The organism is Streptomyces sp. NPDC058239 (genome assembly GCF_042882185.1).
Taxonomy (GTDB): domain Bacteria; phylum Actinomycetota; class Actinomycetes; order Streptomycetales; family Streptomycetaceae; genus Streptomyces.
Window position 1 is genome coordinate 1 of the sequence record NZ_JBHVWS010000069.1, and the last position, 25,806, is coordinate 25,806.

General features: G+C 68.1%; 23 protein-coding genes, 1 tRNA gene and 1 pseudogene. 13 read left to right on the forward strand and 12 right to left on the reverse strand.

Features of this window, described 5'->3' with window-relative positions; translation table 11 throughout:
- Positions 1–488: 488 nt before the first annotated feature.
- On the reverse strand, positions 489–1,166 hold the full coding sequence (phoU, locus tag ACFVYE_RS41335; protein ID WP_383979564.1) for a phosphate signaling complex protein PhoU: 678 nt from the start codon (positions 1,164–1,166) through the stop codon (positions 489–491).
- Positions 1,167–1,362: 196 nt separating this feature from the next.
- Between phoU and ACFVYE_RS41340 the strand changes: the two genes are divergently transcribed.
- Together ACFVYE_RS41340 and ACFVYE_RS41345 are read left to right on the forward strand one after the other, a co-directional pair.
- On the forward strand, positions 1,363–2,637 hold the full coding sequence (locus ACFVYE_RS41340) for an ATP-binding protein (protein ID WP_329836935.1): 1,275 nt from the start codon (positions 1,363–1,365) through the stop codon (positions 2,635–2,637).
- The gene (locus ACFVYE_RS41345; protein WP_030977814.1) at positions 2,634–3,314 is read left to right on the forward strand and encodes a response regulator transcription factor; all 681 of its coding nucleotides are present in this window, start codon (positions 2,634–2,636) and stop codon (positions 3,312–3,314) included. The genes ACFVYE_RS41340 and ACFVYE_RS41345 overlap by 4 nt, the downstream gene beginning before the upstream one ends.
- A gap of 76 nt (positions 3,315–3,390) precedes the next feature.
- On the opposite strand, the gene ACFVYE_RS41350 is transcribed toward ACFVYE_RS41345, so the two are convergent.
- A complete protein-coding gene (locus ACFVYE_RS41350; RefSeq protein ID WP_389608671.1) occupies positions 3,391–4,056 on the reverse strand; it encodes a DUF461 domain-containing protein in 666 nt (221 codons plus the stop codon).
- A gap of 619 nt (positions 4,057–4,675) precedes the next feature.
- Here ACFVYE_RS41350 and ACFVYE_RS41355 point away from each other — a divergent pair.
- The 7 genes from ACFVYE_RS41355 (at position 4,676) to ACFVYE_RS41385 (ending at position 11,611) form a co-directional block, all read left to right on the forward strand.
- Positions 4,676–5,158, forward strand: a complete 483-nt coding sequence (locus tag ACFVYE_RS41355; RefSeq protein WP_006380568.1) for a CarD family transcriptional regulator — start codon at positions 4,676–4,678, stop codon at positions 5,156–5,158.
- Between the two features lie 333 nt (positions 5,159–5,491).
- Positions 5,492–6,238: a 2-C-methyl-D-erythritol 4-phosphate cytidylyltransferase gene (gene ispD, locus ACFVYE_RS41360; RefSeq protein WP_383973249.1), complete on the forward strand. Its 747-nt coding sequence runs from the start codon at positions 5,492–5,494 to the stop codon at positions 6,236–6,238.
- Positions 6,228–6,731, forward strand: coding sequence for a 2-C-methyl-D-erythritol 2,4-cyclodiphosphate synthase (ispF, locus tag ACFVYE_RS41365; protein WP_114245792.1), 504 nt, complete (start codon positions 6,228–6,230; stop codon positions 6,729–6,731). The genes ispD and ispF overlap by 11 nt, the downstream gene beginning before the upstream one ends.
- A gap of 204 nt (positions 6,732–6,935) precedes the next feature.
- Positions 6,936–7,340 carry a PPOX class F420-dependent oxidoreductase gene (locus ACFVYE_RS41370; RefSeq protein WP_383973251.1) on the forward strand — a complete coding sequence of 135 codons (405 nt, stop codon included), beginning with the start codon at positions 6,936–6,938 and terminating at the stop codon, positions 7,338–7,340.
- Positions 7,341–7,421: 81 nt separating this feature from the next.
- Positions 7,422–8,825, forward strand: coding sequence for a cysteine--tRNA ligase (cysS, locus tag ACFVYE_RS41375; RefSeq protein ID WP_383973253.1), 1,404 nt, complete (start codon positions 7,422–7,424; stop codon positions 8,823–8,825).
- Between the two features lie 83 nt (positions 8,826–8,908).
- Positions 8,909–9,865 carry a 23S rRNA (guanosine(2251)-2'-O)-methyltransferase RlmB gene (gene rlmB / locus ACFVYE_RS41380; protein ID WP_383973255.1) on the forward strand — a complete coding sequence of 319 codons (957 nt, stop codon included), beginning with the start codon at positions 8,909–8,911 and terminating at the stop codon, positions 9,863–9,865.
- A gap of 117 nt (positions 9,866–9,982) precedes the next feature.
- Entirely contained in the window at positions 9,983–11,611 is a 1,629-nt protein-coding gene (locus tag ACFVYE_RS41385) for a DoxX family membrane protein (protein WP_383973257.1), read from the forward strand.
- A gap of 197 nt (positions 11,612–11,808) precedes the next feature.
- On the opposite strand, the gene ACFVYE_RS41390 is transcribed toward ACFVYE_RS41385, so the two are convergent.
- From ACFVYE_RS41390 to ACFVYE_RS41400, 3 genes are all read right to left on the reverse strand, one after another.
- Positions 11,809–12,519 (reverse strand): nucleotidyltransferase family protein, encoded by a 711-nt coding sequence (locus tag ACFVYE_RS41390; protein ID WP_327273848.1) that lies wholly within the window; start codon positions 12,517–12,519, stop codon positions 11,809–11,811.
- 34 nt (positions 12,520–12,553) lie between these two features.
- Positions 12,554–12,967, reverse strand: a complete 414-nt coding sequence (locus tag ACFVYE_RS41395; RefSeq protein ID WP_383973259.1) for a hypothetical protein — start codon at positions 12,965–12,967, stop codon at positions 12,554–12,556.
- 224 nt (positions 12,968–13,191) lie between these two features.
- Positions 13,192–14,328 carry an ABC transporter ATP-binding protein gene (locus tag ACFVYE_RS41400; RefSeq protein WP_383973261.1) on the reverse strand — a complete coding sequence of 379 codons (1,137 nt, stop codon included), beginning with the start codon at positions 14,326–14,328 and terminating at the stop codon, positions 13,192–13,194.
- Between the two features lie 179 nt (positions 14,329–14,507).
- On the opposite strand from ACFVYE_RS41400, the gene ACFVYE_RS41405 reads away from it, so the two are divergent.
- Positions 14,508–14,581 (forward strand) — tRNA-Thr (locus ACFVYE_RS41405).
- A gap of 128 nt (positions 14,582–14,709) precedes the next feature.
- Here ACFVYE_RS41405 and ACFVYE_RS41410 read toward each other — a convergent pair.
- Positions 14,710–15,300: pseudogene (locus ACFVYE_RS41410) on the reverse strand (tyrosine-type recombinase/integrase); the annotation flags it as partial.
- Positions 15,301–15,599: 299 nt separating this feature from the next.
- Here ACFVYE_RS41410 and ACFVYE_RS41415 point away from each other — a divergent pair.
- The 3 genes from ACFVYE_RS41415 to ACFVYE_RS41425 all read left to right on the forward strand — a co-directional run bounded on the left by ACFVYE_RS41415 (position 15,600) and on the right by ACFVYE_RS41425 (position 19,850).
- A complete protein-coding gene (locus ACFVYE_RS41415; protein WP_383973263.1) occupies positions 15,600–16,346 on the forward strand; it encodes a hypothetical protein in 747 nt (248 codons plus the stop codon).
- A 2-nt stretch (positions 16,347–16,348) separates the two neighbouring features.
- Positions 16,349–16,651, forward strand: coding sequence for a hypothetical protein (locus tag ACFVYE_RS41420; RefSeq protein ID WP_383973264.1), 303 nt, complete (start codon positions 16,349–16,351; stop codon positions 16,649–16,651).
- Between the two features lie 403 nt (positions 16,652–17,054).
- A complete protein-coding gene (locus ACFVYE_RS41425) occupies positions 17,055–19,850 on the forward strand; it encodes a P-loop NTPase fold protein (RefSeq protein ID WP_383973266.1) in 2,796 nt (931 codons plus the stop codon).
- Between the two features lie 561 nt (positions 19,851–20,411).
- Here ACFVYE_RS41425 and ACFVYE_RS41430 read toward each other — a convergent pair.
- The 6 genes from ACFVYE_RS41430 to ACFVYE_RS41455 all read right to left on the reverse strand — a co-directional run bounded on the left by ACFVYE_RS41430 (position 20,412) and on the right by ACFVYE_RS41455 (position 25,723).
- On the reverse strand, positions 20,412–21,338 hold the full coding sequence (locus tag ACFVYE_RS41430) for a hypothetical protein (RefSeq protein WP_389608672.1): 927 nt from the start codon (positions 21,336–21,338) through the stop codon (positions 20,412–20,414).
- A 116-nt stretch (positions 21,339–21,454) separates the two neighbouring features.
- Positions 21,455–21,844 carry a hypothetical protein gene (locus ACFVYE_RS41435; RefSeq protein ID WP_389608673.1) on the reverse strand — a complete coding sequence of 130 codons (390 nt, stop codon included), beginning with the start codon at positions 21,842–21,844 and terminating at the stop codon, positions 21,455–21,457.
- A gap of 34 nt (positions 21,845–21,878) precedes the next feature.
- The gene (locus ACFVYE_RS41440; protein ID WP_383973272.1) at positions 21,879–22,778 is read right to left on the reverse strand and encodes a hypothetical protein; all 900 of its coding nucleotides are present in this window, start codon (positions 22,776–22,778) and stop codon (positions 21,879–21,881) included.
- Complete coding sequence (locus tag ACFVYE_RS41445) at positions 22,775–23,131, reverse strand: WXG100 family type VII secretion target (protein ID WP_389608674.1); 357 nt, start codon at positions 23,129–23,131, stop codon at positions 22,775–22,777. Before ACFVYE_RS41445 ends, ACFVYE_RS41440 begins: the two co-directional genes overlap by 4 nt.
- Positions 23,132–24,066: 935 nt before the next feature.
- The gene (locus ACFVYE_RS41450; protein ID WP_389608675.1) at positions 24,067–24,702 is read right to left on the reverse strand and encodes a hypothetical protein; all 636 of its coding nucleotides are present in this window, start codon (positions 24,700–24,702) and stop codon (positions 24,067–24,069) included.
- 409 nt (positions 24,703–25,111) lie between these two features.
- On the reverse strand, positions 25,112–25,723 hold the full coding sequence (locus tag ACFVYE_RS41455) for a Tat pathway signal protein (RefSeq protein WP_383979101.1): 612 nt from the start codon (positions 25,721–25,723) through the stop codon (positions 25,112–25,114).
- Positions 25,724–25,806: the final 83 nt, after the last annotated feature.

Below are 25,806 nucleotides of genomic sequence, written 5' to 3' on the forward strand. Positions count from 1 at the left end.
TTGGTGTGTTGCTGTCTTGGGGGGGTGGGGGTGGGGGGGGCGGGGCCGCGCGCCCCGGGCGCGTTCTTTGGGGGCGGGGGGGTTTGGTGCGGGGGCGGCGGGGGGCGCCTCTCCGGCTCCGTACAGGCCGGCCGGTCAGCCGGAGCAGCCACCGCACTGGCACGGGGCCCCGGACTGGCATCCGCATCCGCAGCCCGAGCCGCAGCCGCAGGCGCCGAGCACGGTCAGGTGCACCACTTCAGCGGGTGCCTCCTGCCGGGGGTCGGTCGTGGGGGAATCGGCCATGGTTCCTCCTCATTGCGTACGACAGGGCCGTACGCCACGGCAACGCGCGTACGACCGGGGCGTACGGACAAGGCGTGCCGCCCCACCCCATTGCATGCCCAACCGGGCGGGCGCATCAACGGCGCACGCGCGCAGAGACACATGTGCGACCGGATGCGACCGCGTACGCCATCAAGATCCTCCGCTCTCGGCCCCCTTTCCGGCTACGCGCCCTCCACCGGGGTCTGCTGCTGGATCTCGTCGGCGTGCTCGCCCGTCACCAGGTAGACCACGCGCTTGGCGACCGACACCGCATGGTCGGCGAAGCGCTCGTAGTAGCGGCCGAGCAGCGTCACGTCGACGGCCGTCTCGATGCCGTGCTTCCAGCGGTCGTCCATCAGGTGCTGGAACAACGTGCGGTGCAGCAGGTCCATCTCGTCGTCGTCCTGCTCCAGCTGGAGCGCCAGATCGACGTCCTTGGTGATGATCACCTCGGCCGCCTTGGCCATCAGGCGCTGCGCCAGCTGCCCCATCTCCAGAATGGTGGCGTGCAGGTCGTGCGGAACTGCCGATTCCGGGAACCGCAGCCGGGTCAGCTTGGCGACATGCTGGGCGAGGTCGCCCGAGCGCTCCAGATCGGCGCTCATCCGCAGCGAGGTGACCACGATCCGCAGATCCGTCGCCACGGGCTGCTGGCGCGCGAGCAGGGCGATGGCCCGCGCCTCCAGGTCGTGCTGGAGGTCGTCGACCTTCTGGTCCGCGGCGATCACGCTCTCCGCGAGCTTGAGATCGGCATCGAGCATGGACGTCGTCGCCCGGCCGATCGCCGACCCGACGAGCCGGGCCATCTCGACCAGTCCCTCGCCGATCGAGTCGAGTTCCTCGTGGTACGCGTCACGCATGGAAGTCCCTCTCCAGTCCTCACTAAGGCCGGGGCCAGGTATGAACCCCACGCTGCCACCATGGGCGGCGTACGCGTCGGCTTCCGGCCGCCCAAGTGAACCAACCCTTGCTCCTCGGTGAACTCTGGGCGACGAGTGTTCGGATCCGCACTCGGATGGCTGGGAGAGTCCTCCCGGACCCGCATAACCTTGACCTATGGACGTGAACGCGGCAGTCGCCGCAGCTGCGGCGATCGGCGGTGCGTGTACCGGCGTGATCGCCATGCTGGCGTTCCGCTGGAGCGAGCGCGACCAGAAGAAGCCGACGCGCACCTCCCTGCGGCCCGACAGCAATGCCCCGCTGCCCCCGGGGGTGGACACGGTCCTGTCCGTGCTCAGCTCCTCCGCGGTCGTGCTCGACGAGAGCGACAGTGTGGTCAAGGCCAGCTCCGCCGCCTATGCGCTGGGTCTGGTCAGGGGCGGCCGGCTCGCCGTCGACGCGATGCTGAACATGGCCAGGGACACCCGCCGGGACGGTGAGATACGGCAGGTGGAACTGGACCTTCCCAGACGCGGTACGGGCCGCGGCGAGGCCCTTGCGGTTTCCGCCCGGGTCGCCCCGCTGGGCTCCCGTCTGGTGCTCCTGCTGGTCGAGGACCTCACCGAGGCCCGCCGCATAGAAGCGGTACGGCGCGACTTCGTCGCCAATGTCAGCCATGAGCTCAAGACCCCGGTCGGCGCGCTCTCGCTGCTCTCCGAGGCAGTGATGGACGCTTCGGACGACCCGGAGGCGGTGGAGCGGTTCGCGGGGCGGATGCAGATCGAGGCGACCCGGCTGACCAACCTCGTACAGGAGATCATCGACCTCTCCCGGGTGCAGAACGACGACCCGCTGGAGGACGCCGAGCCGGTCCGGGTGGACGAGCTGGTGGCCGAGGCCATCGACCGTTGCCGCCAGCAGGCCGGCTCGAAGCAGATCACCATGGCTGCGGGCGGCACCGCGGAGCTCCGTATCTGGGGCAACCGCGGCCAGCTCGCAGCGGCGCTCGGCAACCTCGTCGAGAACGCCGTCAACTACAGCCCCGCCCGTACCCGAGTGGGCATCGCCGCCAGGCGACTGTCCGTACCCGGCGGGGACCAGATCGAGATAGCCGTGACCGACCAGGGCATCGGTATCTCGGAGAAGGACCGCGAGCGGGTCTTCGAACGCTTCTACCGCGTCGACCCGGCCCGCTCACGGGCCACCGGTGGCACCGGCCTCGGCCTCGCCATCGTCAAGCACGTGGCCGCCTCGCACGGCGGGGAGGTCACGGTCTGGAGCTCGGAGGGCCAGGGCTCCACCTTCACCCTGCGGCTGCCCGAAGCGGGCTCCGTACGGGAACGGGACCGCAGCTCGGGCGGACCGCTCATCGTCAACGGCGACGAGGGCCCCTACGGACCCGCTCACCCCGACACCCTTGAACCATTCCCTGCCCCGGAGGTCCTTCCGTGACCCGAGTGCTTGTCGTCGAGGATGAGGAATCCTTCAGCGACGCCCTGTCCTACATGCTCCGCAAGGAGGGTTTCGAGGTCGCCATCGCGGCCACGGGCCCGGACGGGCTTGACGAGTTCGAGCGCAACGGCGCCGACCTCGTACTGCTCGACCTGATGCTGCCGGGCCTGCCCGGTACGGAGGTCTGCCGTCAGCTGCGCAGCAGGTCCAACGTCCCCGTGATCATGGTCACGGCCAAGGACAGCGAGATCGACAAGGTCGTCGGCCTGGAAATAGGAGCCGACGACTACGTCACCAAGCCGTTCTCCTCACGGGAACTCGTCGCCCGCATCCGCGCGGTGCTGCGCCGCCGCGGCGAGCCGGAGGAGGTCACGCCGGCCGCGCTGGAGGCGGGCCCGGTCCGGATGGACGTGGACCGCCACGTCGTCACGGTCTCCGGTGGCAAGGTCGACCTCCCGCTCAAGGAGTTCGACCTGCTGGAGATGCTGCTGCGCAACGCGGGCCGGGTCCTGACCCGCATGCAGCTGATCGACCGGGTCTGGGGCGCGGACTACGTGGGCGACACCAAGACCCTCGACGTCCACGTCAAGCGCCTGCGCGCCAAGATCGAGCCCGACCCGGGCGCACCGCGCTTCCTGGTGACGGTGCGGGGCCTGGGGTACAAGTTCGAGCCGTAAACCGGCCCGTATGCGACGGCGGAGGGCGCCCCTCGAAAGGGAGGGCGCCCTCCGCCGTCTGCGTACCCGCGTACGGTCAGCCGGTCTGCGCCGAGGCGGACGCGGCGTCGCTCGGGGTGCCCGTGTCGCTGTCGGACTCCGACCCGGCCGCCGGGGCTCCCGGCGTCTCGGAGGCGGAACCTGACGGCGTGGTGGAGGTCTCGGGCGACTGTGCCGGCGCCACGGGCAGCGAGCTCGGGCCGAAGCCCTGGAAGTAGCTGCTCGCCGGAACGACGAACGCGCCGAGCGAGATCTCACCGGTCGAGCTGAACTTGAAGACGACGGGCTGTACGTTGCCGGCCTGCGCGGCCTCGCGACCGTTCTCGATCACGGCGGACGCATTGCCCTCGCCGCCGAGAACCACCCTGCCGCCGGCCGGGACCACGACCGGTCCGGAGCCCTTGGCGGCGTGCAGCTGCACCGCGGCGCTCGTACCCGGCAGGGTGACGGCATCCAGGGTCTGCGGCTTGACGCCGTTGTTGAACACCGTCGCGGAGACGACGGCCGGGCCCTCGGCGTTCCGCTCGGGCTGGGTGATGACGTTCGCGTTCTGGATGCTGATGTCACCGGAGGTGGTGGCAGCAGTGTCCGGCCTGACCTTGAGCGTCGCTGCGTCATTGCCCGCACCGCACGCGGCGAGCGAGGCGATCGAGAACACGATGGCTGTGGCGGCGAGGGCGCCGTGTCGAAGGCTGCGGCTCACGGCGGCGGCAACTCCTTGAACGTTCGGACTGCGGACGGGAGGGGCGGGCGACGTAAAGCCGTCCTAAGGGTGTGTCAGCGGCCTTAGGCTACCGAGCCGCCCGTCCCGCCCCGCACCCGACCCGCCCCTTCGCGCACCGGCACTTCCCCGGGCCGGTGCCGTTCGGGGTCCGCACCCGGCCGAGGTTCGCGGACCGGCGCATCCCGAAACCGGTCGACACGCGCCGTTCACATATCGCCGGTGATCAATTCATGGAGCGTGGCGCATTCCGCGCGCATAACCGATCACATCAGGGCGTTGATCAATTCCATTGATCCACCACACTTACGCTCGTACGGGTGATCGATGTCCGAACGGAGTACGGAAAGTTCATCATCCGGAATCCGGCAAAACGGGACGTTAGACCACTTCGGAGGAGGGTTCGGATGCGTGTAACGTCCGCGTTTCACCTCGCCCGTACAGCCGCTCCGACCTGCGAATACCGTCTCCCGTGAGCCTTCCGCAGCACGTACGTGTTGCTGTTGTCAAGCCCCGAGATATGCCCTGACCTGCGAAAACGCCATTCAGGAGAAGCTGTTCTCGTGTTACTCTTGATAGCCACGGAAGGGGTACCTGTCACATGACGTTCAAGGTTGGCGACACCGTGGTCTATCCCCATCACGGGGCCGCGCTGATCGAGGCTATCGAAACTCGCCAGATCAAAGGCGTGGACAAGACCTACTTGGTGCTCAAGGTCGCCCAGGGCGATCTGACGGTTCGTGTGCCGGCGGACAATGCGGAGTTCGTGGGTGTGCGCGACGTGGTCGGGCAGGAGGGGCTGGACCGGGTCTTCGAGGTGCTGCGTGCACCGTATGCCGAAGAGCCGACGAACTGGTCCCGGCGCTACAAGGCAAATCTGGAAAAGCTCGCCTCCGGCGATGTCATCAAGGTCGCCGAAGTTGTTCGCGACCTGTGGCGTCGTGAGCGCGAGCGTGGACTCTCCGCAGGTGAGAAGCGGATGCTCGCCAAGGCTCGCCAGATTCTGGTGAGCGAGCTCGCTCTCGCGGAGAACACGAACGAAGACAAGGCCGAGGCTCTGCTCGACGAGGTACTCGCGTCCTGAACCGGCTTGCGCCGGTCGTAAAAAATGTGCCGCGGTGCCCGCTGACAACCGTATTCACGGTATGTCGTCGGGCGCTGCGGCATGTCCGGATTCAGCCACGACGTGTCTGGATTACGTTCTGACTCACCGATGCGTTGGCTTCATCGGCGATCCCCCCGATACGTTGCTCGCGATCTTGTGTAGCCGATCCCGAGCGACCGGTGCGGCTTGTCCGACTTCGACCGGGTGTCACGGAAAGGGCCCGGTCGAGTCATGGCGTGGCGCCCGGCTCGCTTGTGGCCATACCCATGTCGGCTGTGGAAACAAACATGCCGAAGCTTCGGAGTGCAACCGATGTCTGATCAATCGCGTCCGTACCGCACCGCCGCCGTGATTCCCGCGGCCGGCCGCGGCGTACGGCTCGGCCCGGGCGCCCCCAAGGCGCTCCGCGCGCTGGGCGGGACGCCCATGCTCATCCATGCGGTACGGGCCATGGCTGCGTCCCGTTCCGTGTCCCTCGTCGTCGTCGTCGCGCCGCCGGACGGCGCCGCCGAGGTCAAGAACCTGCTCGACGAGCACGCCCTGCCCGAGCGCACCGACTACCTGGTCGTGCCCGGCGGCGAGACCCGGCAGGAGTCGGTGCGGCTCGGTATCGACGCCCTGCCCGAGGGCATCTCCGTGGTCCTCGTCCACGACGCGGCGCGCCCACTGGTGCCCGTCGACACCGTGGACGCGGTGATCGAGGCGGTACGGGACGGGGCGCCCGCCGTCGTCCCCGCGCTGCCGCTCGCCGACACCGTCAAGGAGGTCGAGCCCGGTCCGCCGGGGGAGCCGGAGCCGGTCCTCGGCACGCCCGTACGGGCCAGGCTGCGCGCCGTGCAGACTCCGCAGGGCTTCGACCGCGACATGCTCGTACGCGCGCACGAGACCGTCGCCGTCAGCGGCGACGGCGCCACGGACGACGCCGGCATGGTGGAGCAGCTCGGGGCGCCCGTCGTGGTCGTACCCGGGCACGAAGAGGCGTTCAAGGTGACCCGGCCGCTGGATCTGGTGCTGGCCGAGGCGGTACTCGCACGCAGGAGGGCGAACGATGGCTTCTGAGGAACGGACCGGGCCCGTGATCCCGCTCGTCGGGATCGGCACGGACATCCACGCCTTCGAAGAGGGCCGCGAGCTGTGGTGCGCGGGACTGCTGTGGGAGGGCGAGGGGCCCGGCCTGGCGGGGCACTCCGACGCCGATGTCGTCGCGCACGCCGCGTGCAACGCGCTCTTCTCGGCCGCCGGGCTCGGCGACCTCGGGCAGCACTTCGGCACGGGGCGGCCCGAGTGGTCCGGCGCCGCCGGAGTCACCCTGCTGACCGAGGCGGCGCGAATCGTACGGGCCGAGGGCTTCGAGATCGGCAATGTCGCCGTTCAGGTCGTCGGCGTACGGCCGAAGATCGGCAAGCGGCGCGACGAGGCGCAGAAGGTGCTGTCGGCCGCCGTGGGGGCGCCCGTCTCGCTCTCCGCCGCCACCTCCGACGGGCTCGGCTTCACCGGGCGGGCCGAGGGCCTCGCGGGGATCGCGACCGCACTGGTCTACCGCACGGGCTGACCTGCCGGTGGGTGGGGGCGGGGCCCCTCAGGGCCGTCTCCTCGGCACTGACGCGGCACTCCACTGCGTACAGCGGACCGCGGTCATCTGCGTCGGCCCCCGTCGACCCCGAGGTGCACGTGCGCAGAAACGGGAAGCGGGAGCGGTGACGCGGGGTTGGGGTACGGGTAGGAGCACCATCGACCCGCTTGGAGGACGTACGCCATGACCGCCGCACTCTCCGCAGAACTCAAGGCGCTTCTCGACACGCCCGTCTTCGTCACCGTCGCCACCGTCCAGCCCGACGGCAGCCCCCAGGTCTCCCCGGTCTGGGTGAAGCGCGACGGCGACGATCTGCTCGTCTCCACGACGGTCGGCCGCCGCAAGGAGAAGAACCTGAGCCGCGACCCGCGGGTCTCCGTCGTCGTGCAGCCCTTCGACGCGCCGTACACATACGCCGAGATCCGCGGCACCGCCACGCTCACCACCGAGGGCGGTCAGGAGCTCATCGACGAGCTGTCCGTGAAGTACACCGGCAAGAAGTACGCGGAATTCAACCCCGAGTCCGGCGCCGACGACGAGCGGGTGGTCGTCCGGATCACCCCGCGAAAGGTCGTCGGACGCATCTAGGCACACTCGGCCGGCACAAACTTTTCCCCGCGATCCCCAAGGGGTCGCGGGGCACTGGTGCGCGCCCACTACCCTTGAGGCGTGACTATTCGCCTGTACGACACCAGCGCCCGGCAGATCCGTGACTTCGTACCGCTCACAGCGGGCTGTGTCTCGATCTACCTCTGTGGCGCGACTGTCCAGGCCGCCCCGCACATCGGGCACATCCGATCCGGGCTGAATTTCGACATCATGCGCCGCTGGTTCGAGTACCGCGGCTACGACGTCACGTTCATCCGGAACGTCACCGACATCGATGACAAGATCATCGCGAAGTCGGCCGAGCAGGGCCGCCCGTGGTGGGCCATCGGGTACGAGAACGAGCGGGCGTTCAACGCCGGTTACGACGCGCTCGGTTGCCTCCCGGTCACGTACGAGCCCCGCGCGACCGGCCACATCACCGAGATGATCGAGATGATGCGGGGCCTGATCGAGCGCGGCCACGCCTACGCGGCCGACGGCAATGTCTACTTCGACGTGCGCTCCTTCCCCGGCTACCTGGAGCTCTCCAACCAGGACCTGGACGATCTGCGCCAGCCGTCCGGCGACGGTGAGACCGGCAAGCGCGACCAGCGCGACTTCGCGATGTGGAAGGCGTCCAAGCCCGGCGAGCCGAGCTGGGAGACCCCATGGGGCCGCGGCCGGCCCGGCTGGCACCTGGAATGCTCCGCCATGGCGCACAAGTACCTCGGCACCGCCTTCGACATCCACGGCGGCGGCATCGACCTGATCTTCCCGCACCACGAGAACGAGATCGCCCAGGCCAAGGCGTACGGCGACGACTTCGCGAAGTACTGGGTGCACAACGGCTGGGTCACCATGTCCGGCGAGAAGATGTCGAAGTCGCTCGGCAACTCCGTGCTGGTCAGCGAGATGGTCAAGCAGTGGCGTCCGATCGTGCTGCGCTACTACCTCGGCACCCCGCACTACCGGTCGATGATCGAGTACAGCGAGGAGGCCCTGCGCGAGGCCGAGTCCGCGTTCGCGCGGATCGAGGGCTTCGTGCAGCGCGTCGTCGAGAAGGCGGGCGGTGAGGTCGCCGCGGCCCCCGAGGTCCCGCCGGCGTTCGCCGAGGCGATGGACGACGACCTGGGCGTCCCGCAGGCGCTCGCGATCGTCCACACCACGGTCCGCCAGGGCAACTCCGCACTCGCCGCCGACGACAAGGAAGCCGCCGTCGCCCGGCTCGCGGAGGTCCGCGCGATGCTCGGCGTCCTCGGCCTCGATCCGCTCGACGAGCACTGGGCGGGCGAGAGCGATCGCGGCGACGATCTGCACGGGGTCGTCGACACGCTCGTACGTCTCGTCCTGGACCAGCGCCAGTCGGCCCGCGAGCGCAAGGACTGGCCCGCCGCCGACGCCATCCGCGACCAGCTCAACCAGTCCGGACTCGTCATCGAGGACAGTCCGACCGGGCCACGGTGGACACTCGGCCCGCGCCAGTAGTCCTCACCATGTGCCGCCCGGCGATCCGGGCGGCACACTTCAATTACGTACGCATGTCTGAGAAGCAACGAAACAGGTAGGTCATGGCCGGGAACAGCCAGCGCAGGAACCGCCGCACGTCCAACAAGAAGGGCGCGCAGGTAGGCAGCGGTGGGCAGCGACGCCGTGGCCTGGAGGGCAAGGGCCCGACGCCGCCCGCCTCCGCCCGTAAGGGACACAAGAAGAACCGGATCGCCGGCGCCCAGGCCAAGCAGGCCGCGGCCCGCCGTCCCGCGCCGCGGCGCGGCGGCGTCAAGGGAACGTCCGAGATGGTCGTCGGGCGCAACCCGGTCTACGAGGCCCTGCGCGACGGCGTCCCGGCGACGACCCTGTACGTCCAGCAGTACATCGACAACGACGAGCGGGTCCGCGAGGCGCTCCAGCTCGCCGGCGAGCGCGGCAACATCAACCTGATGGAGGCCCCGCGCCCCGAGCTGGACCGGATGACGAACGGCCTGAACCACCAGGGCCTTGTCCTCCAGGTCCCGCCGTACGAGTACGCGCACCCGGAGGACCTCACCGCCGCCGCGTACGACAAGGGCGAGGACCCGCTGATCGTCGCCCTCGACGGCGTCACCGACCCGCGCAACCTGGGTGCGATCGTCCGCTCCGTCTCCGCGTTCGGCGGCCACGGCGTGGTCGTGCCGGAGCGGCGCGCGGCCGGGATGACGGCGGGCGCATGGAAGTCCTCGGCGGGCACGGCGGCCCGTACGCCGGTCTCCCGGGTGACGAACCTGACCCGGGCCCTGGAGGGCTACCAGAAGGCCGGCATCACGGTCGTCGGCCTCGCCGCGGACGGTGAGCACACCGTCGAGGACCTGGAGGCCCTCGCCGGCCCCGTCGTCATCGTCATCGGCAGCGAGGGCAAGGGCCTGGGCCGCCTCGTCGGCGAGACCTGCGACTACCGGGTCCGCATCTCGATGCCGGGCGGCGCGGAGTCGCTGAACGCGGGTGTCGCGGCCGGGATCGTCCTGTACGAGGTTGCGCGGCGCCGGGGCTGAAAGTGCACCCGGCCGGGGGGCGGCCGACCGGGGCGCCCCCCGGCCGGACCCCATTGACGGGCCTCGGACACTTCGGGCCCGTCAAGGCAGTGTCCTAAACACACATCACTCGGTTAGATGAGTGTGGACACCAGAACGCCTCGGTTCGACGAACAACCCGCCCTGAGCATGGCCAAGGTGGACTGCGACCCTGCGCAGGTCATCGTCAACCACGCCAGCTTCCGGGTGCAGCTCGCCTCCGGCCAGCGCCCGCGGCTGCGCGGTCTGGCCCCGGCCGGCGTGCCCAGGGTCCCCGCCATGAGCGGCTCCGCCGGAGCTGCGCGCGGCAGGCGCTCGCCCGTCGTGTGGAGCGGCAGGTCCGCACCCGGCGACCCCGGCGCCACCGGACTCCTCCAGGCCGTACGGAACTCCACCGCAGGCCGCCCGGCCACCGCGTACGACCCCTACGCCGGCCACGAGTTCGACGGCGGGCCCGGTGCGGGCGGCACCCGTGTCATCGAGCGGCTCGAAGACACCCAGCCCAACCCCGTCATCACCGCGCCCCAGCAGCCGGGCCGCCACGGCAGCGGCCCCCTGCTGCCGCCCATGCGCCGGGCGGTCGGCGCCTACGACCCCGTCGACACCGGGCCGTACGGCCGGGAGGCGTACGACGAGGGCGAGGACGAGTACGACGACATCACCGAGGCCCGGGGGCGGCGCCACAGCGGTGATTCCGTACGGCACGCGTACTACCCCGGGCGCCGGATGAACCTCGGCGTCGTGCTGCTGCCCATGCGTGTCTTCCTCGGCTTCATCTCCATCTACGCCGGCATGGGCAAGCTGTGCGACCCCGTCTACTTCGACGGCGGCGAGCGCGGCTCCATGGTCAAGTGGCTGGCCTCGTTGCACCCCTGGGGGCTGGCCGAGCCACTGCGCGACTTCGCACTCTCGCACCCGGTGGGCGCCGGACTCACCGTTGCCTTCCTCCAGGTCGTTGTCGGCGTCCTCACCGTCCTCGGTCTCTGGCAGCGTGTCGCCGCCTCCGTCGGCGCTCTCCTCTCCGCCGCCCTGCTGGTCACCGTCACCTGGCGCACCGTCGCCGTCTACGACGCGCCCGACATCATCTACCTCGCCGCCTGGAGCCCGCTGATCATCGCGGGCGCCCCCGTCTACTCCGTCGACGGACGGCTCGCAGGCGAGGCCTGGCGCAGGCTCGGCCCGCGCTCGGCGATCTGGGACCTCCGCCGCCGGGTGCTGCGCCGGGGTGCCGTCGTCGCCACCGTCGTCGTCGGCCTCACTCTTCTCGTGGGTTCCATGCTCGGCGGCGCTGTCCGCTCCTCCGAGGTCGTCACCGTGCCCGGTCCGAACGGCGACCCGACCAACCAGCTCCCCGGCTCTCCGCTCCCGCAGGAGTCCGGTAGCGGCCGGGCCTCCCACACGCCCGACGGGCGGCGCCCCTCGCCCTCCCGCAGCAGCGCCTCCACCACCCCGTCCGCCAAGGCGTCCACGCCCGCTGCGGAAGCCGTCCGCGAGTCCGGCCAGGCGGGTGCCGGTGCCGGACAGCCCAGCCAGACCCAGGGCACCGCCCAGCAGCCCCCGCAGCGGACGACCCCGCAGCAGCCGCCGTCCAGCAGTTCCGGCCCGAGCTCCTCCGGCTCCACCGGCACCGGCGGTGGTTCCACGGGCGGCGGCTCGGACAGCGGCGGCGGCTCCACCGGCGGAACGTCCGGCGGCGGGCAGAATCCCATCGGCGGTCTGCTCGGCTGAGCCCCCCGGACAGCAGCGGACGAAGCTGAGACCCCCGGACAGCAGCGGACGAAGCTGAGACCCCCGGACAGCAGCGGACGAAGCTGAGACCCCCGGACCGCAGCAGACGAAGCTGAGACCTCCGGACCGCAGCAGACGAAGGGGCGGTCACCGGAACGAACCGGTGACCGCCCCTTCGCGTACTCCGCCGCCGTCCGCTACTGCCCGTCGAGCTCCTTGGCGGCCTCGGTCAGGTCCTTCGCCGTGTCGATGGCCCGCCAGTACGCCCCGTGCGGCAGCGGGTACCCGGCCAGCCTGCGCTCGCGGGCCAGCCGCGGGAACGTCGTCCGCTCGTGGTCGCCCCGGTCCGGCAGCAGCGTCGTGAACGTCGGCGAGAAGACGTACACACCGGCGTTGATCAGATACGGCGACGGCGGCGACTCGATGAAGTCGGTGATGTGCCCGAACGCGTCCGTCTCCACGGCACCCCAGGGGATACGGGGACGGGCCAGGGCCAGTGTGGCGGTCGCATCGCGCTCGGCGTGGAACGCGGCCATCTCGCGCAGGGAGAAGCGCGTCCAGATGTCGCCATTGGTGGCGTACCAGGGCTGTTCCGGATCGGGCAGCCGGGCGGCGGCGTACTTCAGCCCGCCGCCACGGCCCAGGGGCTCGGACTCCACGACGGTGGTCACGCGCAGCGGCAGTACTGCCGAGTCCAGCCACTCCTGCAGTACCTCGGCCAGATGACCGCACGACACCACGGCGTCGGTCACGCCCTCGGCGGCCAGCCAGGACAGCTGATGGCCGATGATCGGAGTCCCGGTGCCCGGGATCTCGACCATCGGCTTGGGGCGGTCATCGGTGTACGGGCGCAGCCGCGATCCCTGGCCACCCGCCAGGACCACGGCCTGCGTCGGATACGTATGCATGTCAGGCACGATATGCGGTGCCCGGACCGGCGGGTCAGCTGAACTGTGCGACGCCCGAGGCGAACGACGTGTCGCAGACGGGACGCGAGAACCGGTGGGCGCGCGTCGGACCGTACTGCTCGACCGCGGCGCGGCCCAGCGCCTTCGCGATCGACATGCAGTGCCGGGCGAGCGAGGGGCGCCCCTCGACGGAACGCTGCAGGTCCGTCAGCGCGACACCCGGGTCCTTCTCCCGGAGCTCCACGAGCAGTCGGTCACGGAGGATGTCCTGCGGGGTGCGCGCCTTGGCACGCTTCGAAACATTGTGAGCCGATGCGGTCAGGACCTGTGACTCGGAATTGTGCGCTGCCCACGGCACGCTGGTGACGGCGAGAGTCCCGGAGAGGACCATCACGACGGGCAGTACGAGAGCGAGGGATCGGCCGATGCGGCGCGCGGTGTGGGTCACGCAGCGAGCGTAGCGGGCAGTGATGATTTGGCGACATTTAGTCACCCTTGAGGGGGATGGTTCGAGGATGCTTTTCGAATCACGTGTTGACGAACCGCAGTGAAATGACCGGTGTGCCGGGGATTTCGGCGCTGTACGGATCCAAACCCAAACACGCCCCACGGCGCGCGAACGGCCCCGCACGGAGAATGTGCGGGGCCGGCTGCGGTGCGGGTGTGCGGGCGTCAGTCGGTGAGACGCGCACCCGTCGAGGTCGAGAAGACGTGCAGCTCGTCCGGGCGCGGCACGACGTGCAGCTTGGTGCCCTTCTCCGGAACGGCGCGGCCACCGACGCGGACGACCAGGTCCTTGTCCTCGCCGCCGACCCGCGCGGAGCCGTAGACGAAGCCGTCGGCGCCGAGCTCCTCGACGACGTTGACCGAGACGGCCAGGCCGGCCGGGGCGTCGGCGCTGTCCTTGGAGAGCGACTTCGCGGCGGCGCCGCCGTGCTCGACGATGTCGAAGTGCTCGGGGCGGATGCCGACCGTGACGGTCGTGTCTCCCTTGTCCGCGGCGGCGGAGAGCGCCTCGCGGGAGACCGGGACGACGCTGTTGCCGAACTTCACACCGCCGTCGGTGATCGGGACCTCGACCAGGTTCATGGCCGGGGATCCGATGAAGCCGGCGACGAAGAGGTTGGCCGGGCGGTCGTACATGTTGCGCGGCGAGTCGACCTGCTGGAGCAGACCGTCCTTGAGGACCGCGACACGGTCACCCATGGTCAGGGCCTCGACCTGGTCGTGCGTGACGTACACGGTCGTGATGCCCAGACGGCGCTGGAGCGAGGCGATCTGCGTACGGGTGGAGACACGGAGCTTGGCGTCGAGGTTCGACAGCGGCTCGTCCATGAGGAAGACCTGCGGCTCACGCACGATGGCGCGGCCCATCGCGACACGCTGACGCTGACCACCGGAGAGCGCCTTCGGCTTGCGGTCCAGGTACTCGGTGAGGTCCAGCATCTTGGCGGCCTCTTCGACCTTCGCCCGGATCTCGGTCTTGTTGACCCCGGCGATCTTGAGCGCGAAGCCCATGTTGTCCGCGACGCTCATGTGCGGGTAGAGCGCGTAGTTCTGGAACACCATGGCGATGTCCCGGTCCTTCGGGGGCAGGTGCGTGACGTCGCGGTCGCCGATGCGGATCGCGCCGCCGTTGACGTCCTCAAGACCCGCGAGCATGCGCAGGGAGGTCGACTTGCCACAACCGGAGGGACCGACGAGGACGAGGAACTCGCCGTCCGCGATGTCGATCTCGAGCTGGTCCACGGCCGGCTTGGTGGAGCCGGGGTAGACGCGGGACGCCTTGTCGAACGTGACACTGGCCATGCTGAATCTTCTCCTTCACCGGCAGGAACGTGCCGGACGATCCGAGTAAGGGAGTGGTCTGGTCCACTTGGGTGAATCCTCAGCGACGCTACCTGGCCATTTGAAATCTGTCAGTAGTCCGAGGGATGCGAAATTTTGGGACCACGCAGGGAGCGGTGTTGGTTACACTGCTCCGGCATGCCTCCTTAGCTCAGCTGGCCAGAGCAACGCACTTGTAATGCGTAGGTCGTCGGTTCGAATCCGACAGGGGGCTCCGAGAAACCCCAGGTCACATAGTCCGTGACCTGGGGTTTTCTGTCGTTCCGAGCATGGCGCGTTAGATGGCTGGGGTGCCGCAGGAGGGCCTGCGTGAGCGATGTGTGAGCGGAGAGCCGCTGGACCCTACTTCGCGGGCTTCTTCCGCTTCGCCTTCTTCTTGCCTGCGGCCTCGGATTTCTTGGCGCGCTGGGCTTTCTTCCGGGCCTTCTCCGCCTTGCGGGCGGCTTCCCCCGCCTCCGCCTTCCGCTGTAGAGGGGCCAGCTTGGCGGTGGCCTCGGTCGCGCTCTTCCCGACGTAGGGGAGGACGCTCTGGTAGATGTCCCGGGTGATGCGGGTGCCGCTGTGCCCGAGCGTGTCGGAGATGATCTTCACGTCGATGCCGGCGGCGAGCATGAGCGTCGCGGCACCGTGGCGGAGGTCGTGCAGCCGGATGGGCGGCAGACCGGAGGCGGCGACGAGCCGTTCGAAGAGGTCGGTGACTTTCCCGGGGTGTAGCCAAGAACTGTTCTCCTGTGTGAAGACGAGGCCCGTCTCGATCCAGGCAGGCCCCCATTCCGCGCGGTCCGCCTCCTGCTGCTTTCGGTGGTGCCCCAGGACGTCGGTGGTGTCGTTGTCGAGGGCTACGACGCGGAAGCCGCTGTCGGTCTTCGGTTCGGATGCCTCGACCTGCCAACCGTCTTGGACCAGCTGGCCGGTGACGGTGAGAGAGTGCCGCAGGCCGTGTTCGCGAGGTTTGTCTAGCGGCGAGTTTCGGTCAGCGCCCCCATTCTCCGGCCCCCACCCCGACGTCACCAGTACGGTCAATCAACTCTGATGTGCGACCGGGACCAGGTCGCACGGACTCACACGAACTTGCCACTCACCAGCCGCAGGGGGAGCCGTCCCATGTACGAAGAAGCAATCATGGCCGTGTCTACAGGAGCCGCTAGCGGTGTCCTCTCCTACCTGCTTCAGGGCCAGGCCGACACCTAAGCGGGATTCTCGTCGAGACTCACGCGCTGCCGAATTGCGACGTGGCTGAGTTCCTCGGCGTCCCCCAAAACCGATGGAAGAAGCTGAGCCGCGATGCCGAAGGGGGCGTCAAGGCCGAGTGGCCGGAGGCGACCGAGATGTGTACCGAGGCGCGGGAGGCGCCGACCGGACACTTCTCCCGCAGGTATCTCGCCGCCCAAGTCGTCAGCTGGGACGGCCAGATCGTCGTCACCGTTTTCGCACATGCTGCGTTGGAGGGCAACACCCTCCACTTCGTCACGCGTCCTCACGTCCTGGCGCCCCTGCTTGCCTCGGCGGACGTAACGCCCGCCAAAGGCTGGGAGCTCGCGAGGAAGCTGGCAGAAACGCCGCTCCATGCCTGCGGCGACACCATTGAACTGGCGGTACGGCTCTACAACGTCATCGGTCGCGGCCTCGGGCTCCTGAGTGCAGTCATCACAGCCGACGCGATTGTGCCGCAGAAAGACGACGGGCTGCCAGTGAGTCTGCGGGAGCACTGCGGCCGCGTCACGACCGAGGACATGCACCAGACCGAGGATGTCCAGCGCTATGTGTCGATCCTGCAATCGCGCATGTTCAGCACGGTGAGCGCATTCCTCTCGGACCACGGGCTGGCGATCGGGGAGTTCCAGCGTCAGGCCATCGCCATCACCCAGAACTTCATCAGCGGCGACAACAACCAGGTCAACACCGGCAACCTGGGCGGGAGCATGAACCAGCAAGGCAATGCCCCTGGCCCAACAGACAGAACTGCGAAGGCAGGTTGATCATGCGATTCGGGCGAGGAAGCGAAAGCGGCGGCACCCACGTCACCGGCAGCGGTAACCAGGTCAACACCGGCAGGGTCGGCGGCGACATGCGTCAGATCCACGTCTCGGGTGGAGGGGCCGACGATCCCAGACTTCTGGCCGCGCAGACCAGACTCGCCGAGCTTACGGCGGCACTGAACGCACATGCTGGCGAGGTGCACAGCATTGACGGTTGCCGACAGGCGGTCGCCAGGATTGACGAAGAACTGCGCAGCCCTGAACCCGAGACGGCCGCCGGCTCACCGAGACCCTGGAAATGCTGAGCCTCGCGATCGGGTCGGTGGCGTCCCTGGCCTCACTCGCCGGGACACTGAAAGACGCGATCGAGGCCCTTCTCGGCTGAGCTGCTCCACACAGGACCGGTATGGCCGCCACGGTGAGCGCCCGCGGAGGCATCCAGGACGGCGCGTGAGCCAGTCGACGGACAGGAGGGCCCCCGGGTGGCGGAACATGCGTATCCGGTCGTCTCCTCGTCGTGCGTCGGCCTGCTGTCGTGCTGCTCGTCCGCCATGGCGTCACTACCCTCACCCCGTGGCAGCCGGCCAAGGTCACACCAGGGGTGCACCGCCCATCAACGACGAGGCCCACCCACACTCTCAACCACCCCTGAAATCAAGCCTCTTCGCATTACACTCGTGCCTCGCACACGCCACGGAAAGAGCACGGATGGCAGACACGACGGCTCACGCACCGGCACCCGACGCGTCCTTCATCTGGACGGACCCGGCGGAGGAGGCCGTCTACGACCGGACCGTCGAGGCATGCCTGACCGATCCCCGCGTCGCACGCAAGCTGGGGACCCGCCCAGGCGTGACGGCTGACGCCGTGCGCACCGCGATGGCGACCGGGGCGAACATCACCCGTGCGCTCGCCCCGTGCACGGAGCCTCGCGCCAAGTACCGCGCCGCGGCGGACAAGCTGGAGGAAACCAGATCCGCTTTGGCCCGGGCCAGAGCGGACATCGAATTCGATCTGCGTTCGACTCTCCTGTGGGTCTATCTCGCCCTCCTGACCATGTCTGCAACCGCCGGTCAGTTCTACTTCGGGGACTCGAAATGGGTGACGTTCGGGGCCCCCATGATCGGCGGCGCGGCCTTGGGGCTGGGGCTCGCCTGGGTCGGGAGCTCCGAGCGGTCGGAGAAGAACTTCGGTAACCAGCTCACCGCAGTCTGGGGACTCCTCACCCTCAAGCCGCGCGCGCTGAGCGCGAGGGTCGAGCTAAGACACTGGGAGAACGACCTCCGGCAGAACGGCACAGCCCCCGTCGTCTTCCTCGTGATAGAGGCACTGCTCGGCGATGATCCGCATTCGGTGCTGTTGCCCGACAGCTATGAGGGGTTGCGCGCCTTACAGGGCGGCGGATACGTGGTACCCAGTAGCGCGGCGCGTGAGCTGGAGCGCAAACTGTCAATCCTGGAAGGCGGCACCATCGCGGTCTGCGGGCCACGCGGATCCGGCAAGACCACGCTTCTCGAAAGCGCGGTTGAGGAGAGCGACTTCAGGGTCGCCTCCCACGTCCCCGCCACGTACACCCCGCATGACTTCCTTCTGTCCCTCTTCACCGATGTCTGCGAGGAGTTCATCAAGCGGGAAGGGTTCGGGGTTCCGGAGTTCACCAGGCTCTCCGGACTCGTCCGCGGGATGCGCCGACTGCGTCAGGCCCTGCGGGTCCTTAGGCGCCGTATCTTCTTCGCTGTGCTCGCGGCCGCGCTAGTCGTCCTCGGCTCGTTCGCCACTGCCCGTTCCCTGTGGCTCCAGTACGACCACACGGTGCGCTCGCGCGCCGGCTCCGCGACCGACTGGTCGACCAGACTGATCCTGGACGTCTGGCAGGGGAGAAACCTGGGCGCCGGGCTCCTCATCACCCTCGCCGGACTGTTCATCTGGCAGGTGCGACGGTCCGCCCGCTGGCGCCGTCATCTGCGCACCCTGCCGCGCACCCTCCTCCGGATCCTCGCCGTCGGCCTGGCAATCGGAACCGTCACCTCCCTCCCCTGGGACGCCGAACTGCGGCGTCGCATCCTGGCGTTGTCCGACCAAGCTCTGTTCGTGTTCGGCGAAGCGGTCCTGCTGCTGTCGTTCCTGGTGCTCCTGCTCACGGGCTATGTGATGGGCAATGTCCGACTGGGCGGACGGACGTTCCCCGCACGACGGCTGTTCTCTCCGGCGGCTCTGTGCTGCCTGACCGGTTTCGTTGAGCTTTTCCGCCGCAACGACGAAGCGGTCGCGTTGTTCCTGGACCGGGAGAATCCGACGCGTCTGCTCTGCCTCACCGTAGCCGCGCTGATACTGCGCATCGCGTCCCGGCCTGCCAAGCGCCTCGAACCAGTGCTGGTCACACGGTGCCGCGACCAGCTGTACCACCTCAAGACCGTCCAGAACACGTCGGCCGCCATCAACCCGGGAGCTTCGCAGATCGCCGCCCTGGCAGGCACCCACACCTCGTCGCTGTCCACGATCCCACCGAAGTTCCCCGAACTCGTCGACGACTTCCGCGAGTTGCTGACCCACATCGCGGATCAGATCCATCAGGAGGGCCACCGAACCGTGGTCGCCCTCGACGAGCTCGACCGGCTCGGCTCGGACGTGCAGGCACGCGCGTTCCTTAGCGAGATCAAGGCGATCTTGGGCGTCCCGCACGTGTACTACCTCATCTCAGTCTCGGAGGACGTCGGCGCCGCCTTCGTTCGCCGCGGACTGCCCCACCGCGACGCCACGGACAGCTCCCTAGACGACATCATCCACGTTCAGCCCTGTGACCTCGACGAGTCGAGGGCCATCATGGACCGACGCGCTCCGGGTCTGACCCCGCCCTACGCGCTGTTGGCCCACGCGCTCTCCGGCGGTATTCCGCGTGACCTCATCCGCTACGGCCGCCGCATTATGGAGATGCGCGAACGGACCAGTTCCGTGGAGCTCACCGACATCTCCCGCCGCCTCATCCTCGAAGAGCTGTCCGAGACTCTCGCTGGCTACCGCACCCTGCTGGCCAAGCAGCAGTGGTCGTCCGAGACCGCGAGCGTGCTCAATACCTACCGTGAACTCGTGGCCCAACTGCGCTTCGCCTGCGCCTGCCACGCCGCCTCCGTGACCCGCGCGCTGGAGAGGTTCTCCGCCCAGTCGGCCCCCGGCACTTCCCATGCGACGCCCCTTCCCGAGGACATCGCCCATCTCAGCCACGAGGCGTCCGTGTACACGTACTACGCCCTCACCCTCCTCCAGATCTTCAGCAGCCCCGCCTTCGACCAGCGCAGTGCTCTGGCCGAGGCCCACGGACCGGGAGGGGAGCCACAGTGCCTGGCCGAAGCGCGGCTGGAGCTGGCTGTGTCCTCATACAGCGCCCGGTCGCTGATCGGCGACGTGCGCCAGGCGTGGAGCCTGCCACCCGTGACGACCCTGGCCCTGTCCGCGACGATCCCCGCGCCCCGTCGCCGACCGTGCCCGTTGCACCCCCGGACCTGAAGTCGTGTGGTGTCCAAGCCGCGAGAAGGACCAGTTCCTCGCACGACGCGGCAGACCCGCCGCCTGGCGCGCGAGTTCGGGTCAGGCATGGAAGGCCGAACGGCCTGGGTGATGGCATGGATGGAGCGGCTTCCGGAGGAGTTCGCGTGCGCAATGCCATGATGAGAACACCGGCTGATCGCAGCGAGAACTGCAGGCGCCAACACAGGCTCCAGACTGCTGCGAGACTCTCGCTGAGCAGGCACAACATGGTTCTGTCTGGTCTCAGTTTTGGTCTCGTTTCACCCCCGTCCAGCCCAGTCCGCCGCCCACCCAACGGCCCACTCTGCCGCAGGTCAGAACACCCCCGGCCCCCGTCGGACCCCCAGGCGAACATTTGGAAAGCCTGTTGGGGGCACCCCCTCACGAGTTCGAATCTCGTATCCTCCACCATTGCTCTCACCGGGCAATACGTCGAAGGGTTGCCGCATGCCGGTCTCCACGTACCCTCCGACTCGTACAACACCTTGGCCTCGCCACCCGAAAGCGGCGATGCGGCTGCGGCGAAGCCTCCGTACCCGTCTACGCCTGTGCACCGTCCACGCGATTCCTGTTGAACACCGCCAGGTGTCCGTACTCGGCGCGTGTCACGGCGCCGGAACCCGACGGCAGCGCACCCAGGCCGGCATCGACCGCGACGCTGTCCGGGAAGGGCTCGGACGGCCAGGCGCGCTCAAGGATGAGCGAGTCCCAGGCGTCGCGGGAGCTGCGTCCCGTACGGTCGAGGACGAAACCCTGGCATTCGTCACGGAATTCGTCCAAGGCCCGCACCAGCGCGGCCACCACCTCCTCGCGCTCCGGCTCCTGCAGGTGTGCGATGTCGTAGATCACCGCCGTCGTGGTGTCGTCGAGCCGACGCACCCGAACGATCGTGTAGGTGTCCAGAGCGAGCCACAGGTGGAGTTCGAACTCGCCGTCACCAGGGCCGGCCAGCACCTCGGCCATACCGGGCACGTCACGTACGGGCAGGGAGTCCGAACCGCCCTTACCGATACGGGCGAGGAACATGTCCTCGGTGAGCAGATGGCGGGTGTTCAGCCCAGCGGATTCCAGCGCTCCCAGCAGTCGGCCCCAGCTCTGCGAAGTCAGATCCGACAGGTACCAGGAGAAGAACCCTCCCCGGCCTTCCTCGCGGTTCGCCCCCTCACCAAAAGCGGAGGGGCCGAAAAGATCGTCCACGATCTCCACGTAGCGCGCGCTCGAAACTTTGGGAGGCGTGTAATTCGCGGCACGGACAGCCGCCAGAAAATCTTCCGGCAATTCCACATGATATCGGCGAATATAATACTGGAGTTCGAGAGGCCATACCCATGTGCCATCAGTGATGAGCGATCCAGCCCCAGCAACAAATTCCTCATCATCCGAAATCACATCGAGGTCCGCCCCCATCGTGGTGTAAATCTCGCGACATGACGACATGTATTCCAGGGTCTGCGCCTCATCGAACAAGGCATGAGACCGAACGTCGTCATGAATGGACGGAGTCGATCCACCCGGGTTCTGAGAATTGAACTCTCTGTAGAAGCCGACTCGCCTGATCACTGTACCTCCACTGTTCGTTCCCATTACTTGGCCATCGGCAGGTACGTACGCCAATACCCACCATCGCCAATCTCCGGCGTCTGCCCCAAACCCTTCTCAGCAGAGGTTCCCACTTTATTGGTCGGCGCCGTCACGGGCACTCCCAGGTCGTTGGCCACACTCTGAGCGAGCGGAAGCTCCACGGAGTTCGGTGCGGAATAACCGGAGTGGCACGAGATCAGACGCACCGGGCCACCATCATAATTAGGATTACTGCGGATAGCATCCGAAATATGGGTCGGGTGCACCTTGAAATCCATGAGGATCTTTCCCGAACTATTGACCCGGCCAGGCAAAAACACGCCCGTGTTCGTACCGTGGATGATGACGTCATGTTTTCCGGGAACGCGAGCGACGCGTTGCGCATTGGCCAACGTTTTCGCGTCGTATCCGATGATTGTGGTCCGATTACCGAAATATACGGGGTCCCCGGATATGATCGCCCGGCACCCTGGGGGGAACGTGAACTTTCGAGTTCTCGCTCCGGAACAGATCCCAGGTGCGCCGTTTCCCCATGTCGTCGAGCACGAAAGGCGTGCGCCCGATTCCTGCGAGATTCGGGTTCGCGATTCCGATCGGGATGTTCTGCCCGAAAAGGTTGGAGAAGCCACCCACTTCGCTGGCGGCACGTGCCACACTGCCGGCGCCGCCGAAAGCCCCACCGAACGCGCCGCCGTAGATACCCGCTTGTTCCACCGAGTCGAGACTCAGGCCGTCCTGTAGGCCCGTGGCCATCCTGAGCGGCTGGGCGACCGCGAGGTCGACGGTGATGCCCTCGATCGCACCGAAGGCGATGCCGGTCAACGTGGTCGCGGCAATGGTGGCGACGGTGGTGGACACCGTGACGCCGAGCCCGGCGGCGACTTCGATAATGGTCGCGGTCGCCGCCGCGGAAGCCGCGGCGGAGGCACCGAAGGTGAATACTGCGAGCCCCACGCCCGCGGCGATGACCGTGGCTCCGATACCGATCTCGGTCCACAGAAGCTCAATGGCGTTATCGACGGCGTCGGCGAACTCTTCGAGCGCCTTGGCCATGGCCCGGGCCGCCGTGGCCGTGTCGTCCAGCCACCCCACACCCTCACTCTTGTGATAGCGGTCCCAGAAGACCCGGAACGCGTCGATCGCCTCACCCTGATTGTGGAGAACGACAGAACAAGCTTTGCCGTTGACCGGCCCGATGACGTCGTCCACCGCGTCCGCGAACGTCCGCCACGCCGTCGCAGCCGATCGCAGACTGCCCGAGTTCGCATCCGGCCACCACATACCAGCCTTCATGAGAAGGTCCTTGGCGATGTCCTCAACGTTCACTTGGCGCCGTTGTCTCCGTCGGCGCCAGGCACCCGAGCCTTGGTGAACATGCCCTCGATGAGCTTCTCGTTGTCCACGTAGCCGTCGGACATGTCGGTCATGGCGGCGTGGATGCTGCTCAGCCCGAGCACCAGGATGCCGACGCCCTTCTCGAGCTCCTTACGCTTCGACGAGTACGCGTCCCCGAACTCCTGGCCCTGCTCGTCGTCACCCCAAGGCGAACCCAGCGCGTCCAGGGACTCCCTGAGCGCCTTCGCCGCATCACCGAGCGCCTTGCTTTGCTCCTGGAACGTCGGCGCCGCCTCTTTCAAGTCCTGCGTCGAGATGCCGAGAACCTTGCCCGTGTCGCCCATCTCTTCCTCCCCGTCATGCCGTTCAGGAAGCCATGACCGTACTTGATCCCCCTGACGGACGACGCGTCATATGTGACGGGAGCCAGCGCAGATCGAGTCCGTGCACGGCGCCGGCACGGTCTCCATGAATCACGATCTTTGCGGTCGAAGCCTCGTACCGACACGGCACGCCGAAGCCGACCACGCGGTCCCGCAGCATGCGACCGCACCGTCCGACCTCGCTTCGTGGACCGTCTCTCCAAGAGCCGGAAGGCAGCCTGGAGGCACCCCTGCACCAGGATTTCGCGTCCCGCCGCGTCAACCGGATCAACAGCAAAAAGGCCTCTTCCACGTGAGTGACGCCGGGCGAGGTACGGGACACGCTGGAGCGTTACGCGGGCGAGCACGCCGTCGAGTTCAACGAAGTACCGCAGGCCCCGGAATGGTGGGCCATCACCGCCGCTCAGGATGGCAACCCCCTGTCGTCGGCAGTACGGCGGAGTACTGCCGGTAGGGCGCCTCGAATCTCGCGGACCTGCCGCGAGCGCAGAAGAGCTGGTCTCAATTCTGGTCTCATTCGCCCGTGTACGGCAGCGTTCAGGGCCCTGCTTCTCAGCCACTCCGCCCCAGGCCAGAACGCCCCCGACCATCCTTGAACCCCCAGACGAACAGTTGGAAAGCGTGTTGGTTGTAGCACGGTTGCGGGCCCGCAGTGCGTGAGCGGACGGGGTAGCACGTGAACAGGCCCGCGAGCGCGTCCAGGTGGCGGCGGCGAAACCGGGCGATCGACCGGTAGTCCGGGGCCTGGTCCCACGCGCACCATGCCGGAGCCGGCGCGGCCGTGGCGGACGACCTGCCGGCGCCGCTCCGACTGAGGTAAACCCCTCAGTCGTGCATCGGTGGGGGCATGGAAGGACAAAGGCTTGACGCGGTTCGGTCTCGCGTCCCCGCTGCGGTCAGTGGCGTGGGCGGCCGAACCAGGTCACGCCGTCCTTCTGAACCATGAGGACGATCAGCAGAACACCGGCGGCCAGCTCTACGAGGGCTGCCATGACCATGGTGGCGGGTGCGGTGCCGGCAGTGAGGCCGAGAGTGAAGGTGCCGACCACGCAGAGCCAGGCACCGTAGACGATCGTGCCGATGCGCAGGGCGTTGCCGCCCTTGCCGAATTGTGCGGCGAGGACGAGCGCGAAAGCGGCGTAGATGGCATTCCAGAGCATCCCGGACTGCGCGACCACCATTTGTGCAGCCGCCTCCTGCTCCGCCTCGTGGACAGCGGGGGCCATGAACCCCGAAGACCCGCTGTAAGGATCGAGAGCGCTCTGCGCTGCCTCGGCCTGAGCGAGCGCAGCCAGGCCCAGAATGATCAGGAAGCCCGCCAGCAGGAACAGGACGATGCGAGCCGCCTTGACCCGCTGCGGCATGTCCGGGGAGCCGCCGGCGTACCCCGGCTGCTGCATGTGCCCGAAGCCGGGCGACATCTGAGGCCGCGGAGGGCAACCCGGCTGGGGCGGCATGTGCGAGAAGCCGAATTCCGGCTGCCGGCCAGGGAGGTTGCTCTGCGCGGTCTCCGCGCGAGGTGCCTCATTCATGAGGATCGTTCTCCTTCGGTCTTGAAGTGGTGGGGCCGGATGTGGATCCGGTCGGCATGGGCCGGCGGTCGAACCGCTACCAAGCTTGTGAGCAGGGGGTGGGGCTTCCGCCGGGTTCATCCGGCGGAAGCCCTCGGTCGGGGGCGGCGTCAGCGCCCGGGGGAGTCAGCCACGGCCGTCACACGCCCGTGACCTGCGAAGTCCGGGCCGGGGTCAGCCGCGGCCGTCACACGCCTTGCAGTCGCCGCTGCCTCGGCAGCTGTCGCACTTCCACACGCCGCGGAAGCCGGATCCGTCACAGGTGGTGCACTTTCCATCGCCCTTGCAGCGCTGGCACTTGTTCCACATGGTGAGTCCTCTTTTCGTTGCCTTGTCGGCGGTCGGATGTCTCTGGCCGGCCGGGGTGGGGTCACAGGTTGACGGTGCCGCTCCACCCGGCCCTGGGCAGCAGGTTGTTGTAGTAGTGGTTGGGGGTGAGGGAGATGCCGTAGGGCTTCGGGTCGGGCAGGTGCCGCGAGTTGTTCAGCCAGGGGCTGTAGGCGTGGAAGATGTCCACGCTCTTGGTCAGGCAGTTGTTCCGGGCCAGGTTGTAGCCGTTGCTCGCGCTGGTGCGGGCCGCCCGTTGCGCCTTGGCCACGTTGGCGGAGGGTGTGTTGAGGCACCGGTACTTCACGTAGCGCTGCTTGCCGGTGTGCCTGGTCTTGAAGTTGTGGAGCATCCTGCTCCAGGAGCCGGTCGTGATGAAGGTCGACTTGGGCCGGCCGGTGTCGCCCTCGGTGGCCCCGTAGGTCCAGGTGCTGCCGGTGCCGTTGCGGAAGGCCCAGCCGATGTGCCCGACCGGCGCAGCCGGCCCGCGGCCGTCGAGGTCCACGGAGTTGGGTGCCAGGACGAGGCACACCCGGCCGCCCACGGCGGCGGCCTCGGCCGTGCCCGGGACGATCATCGGTACGGCGCTCGCCGACAACACGGCCGCGAGGAGGGTCAGGAGTGTGCGATGCTTTCGGGTCGTCGATCGGTCCATGGCAGGACTCCGTTCCTGGGTAGGTGGATTGACGGCGGATCAGCTCGGTCCCGTCCGCCGCAATCCACTCTCCTGAATGCTGG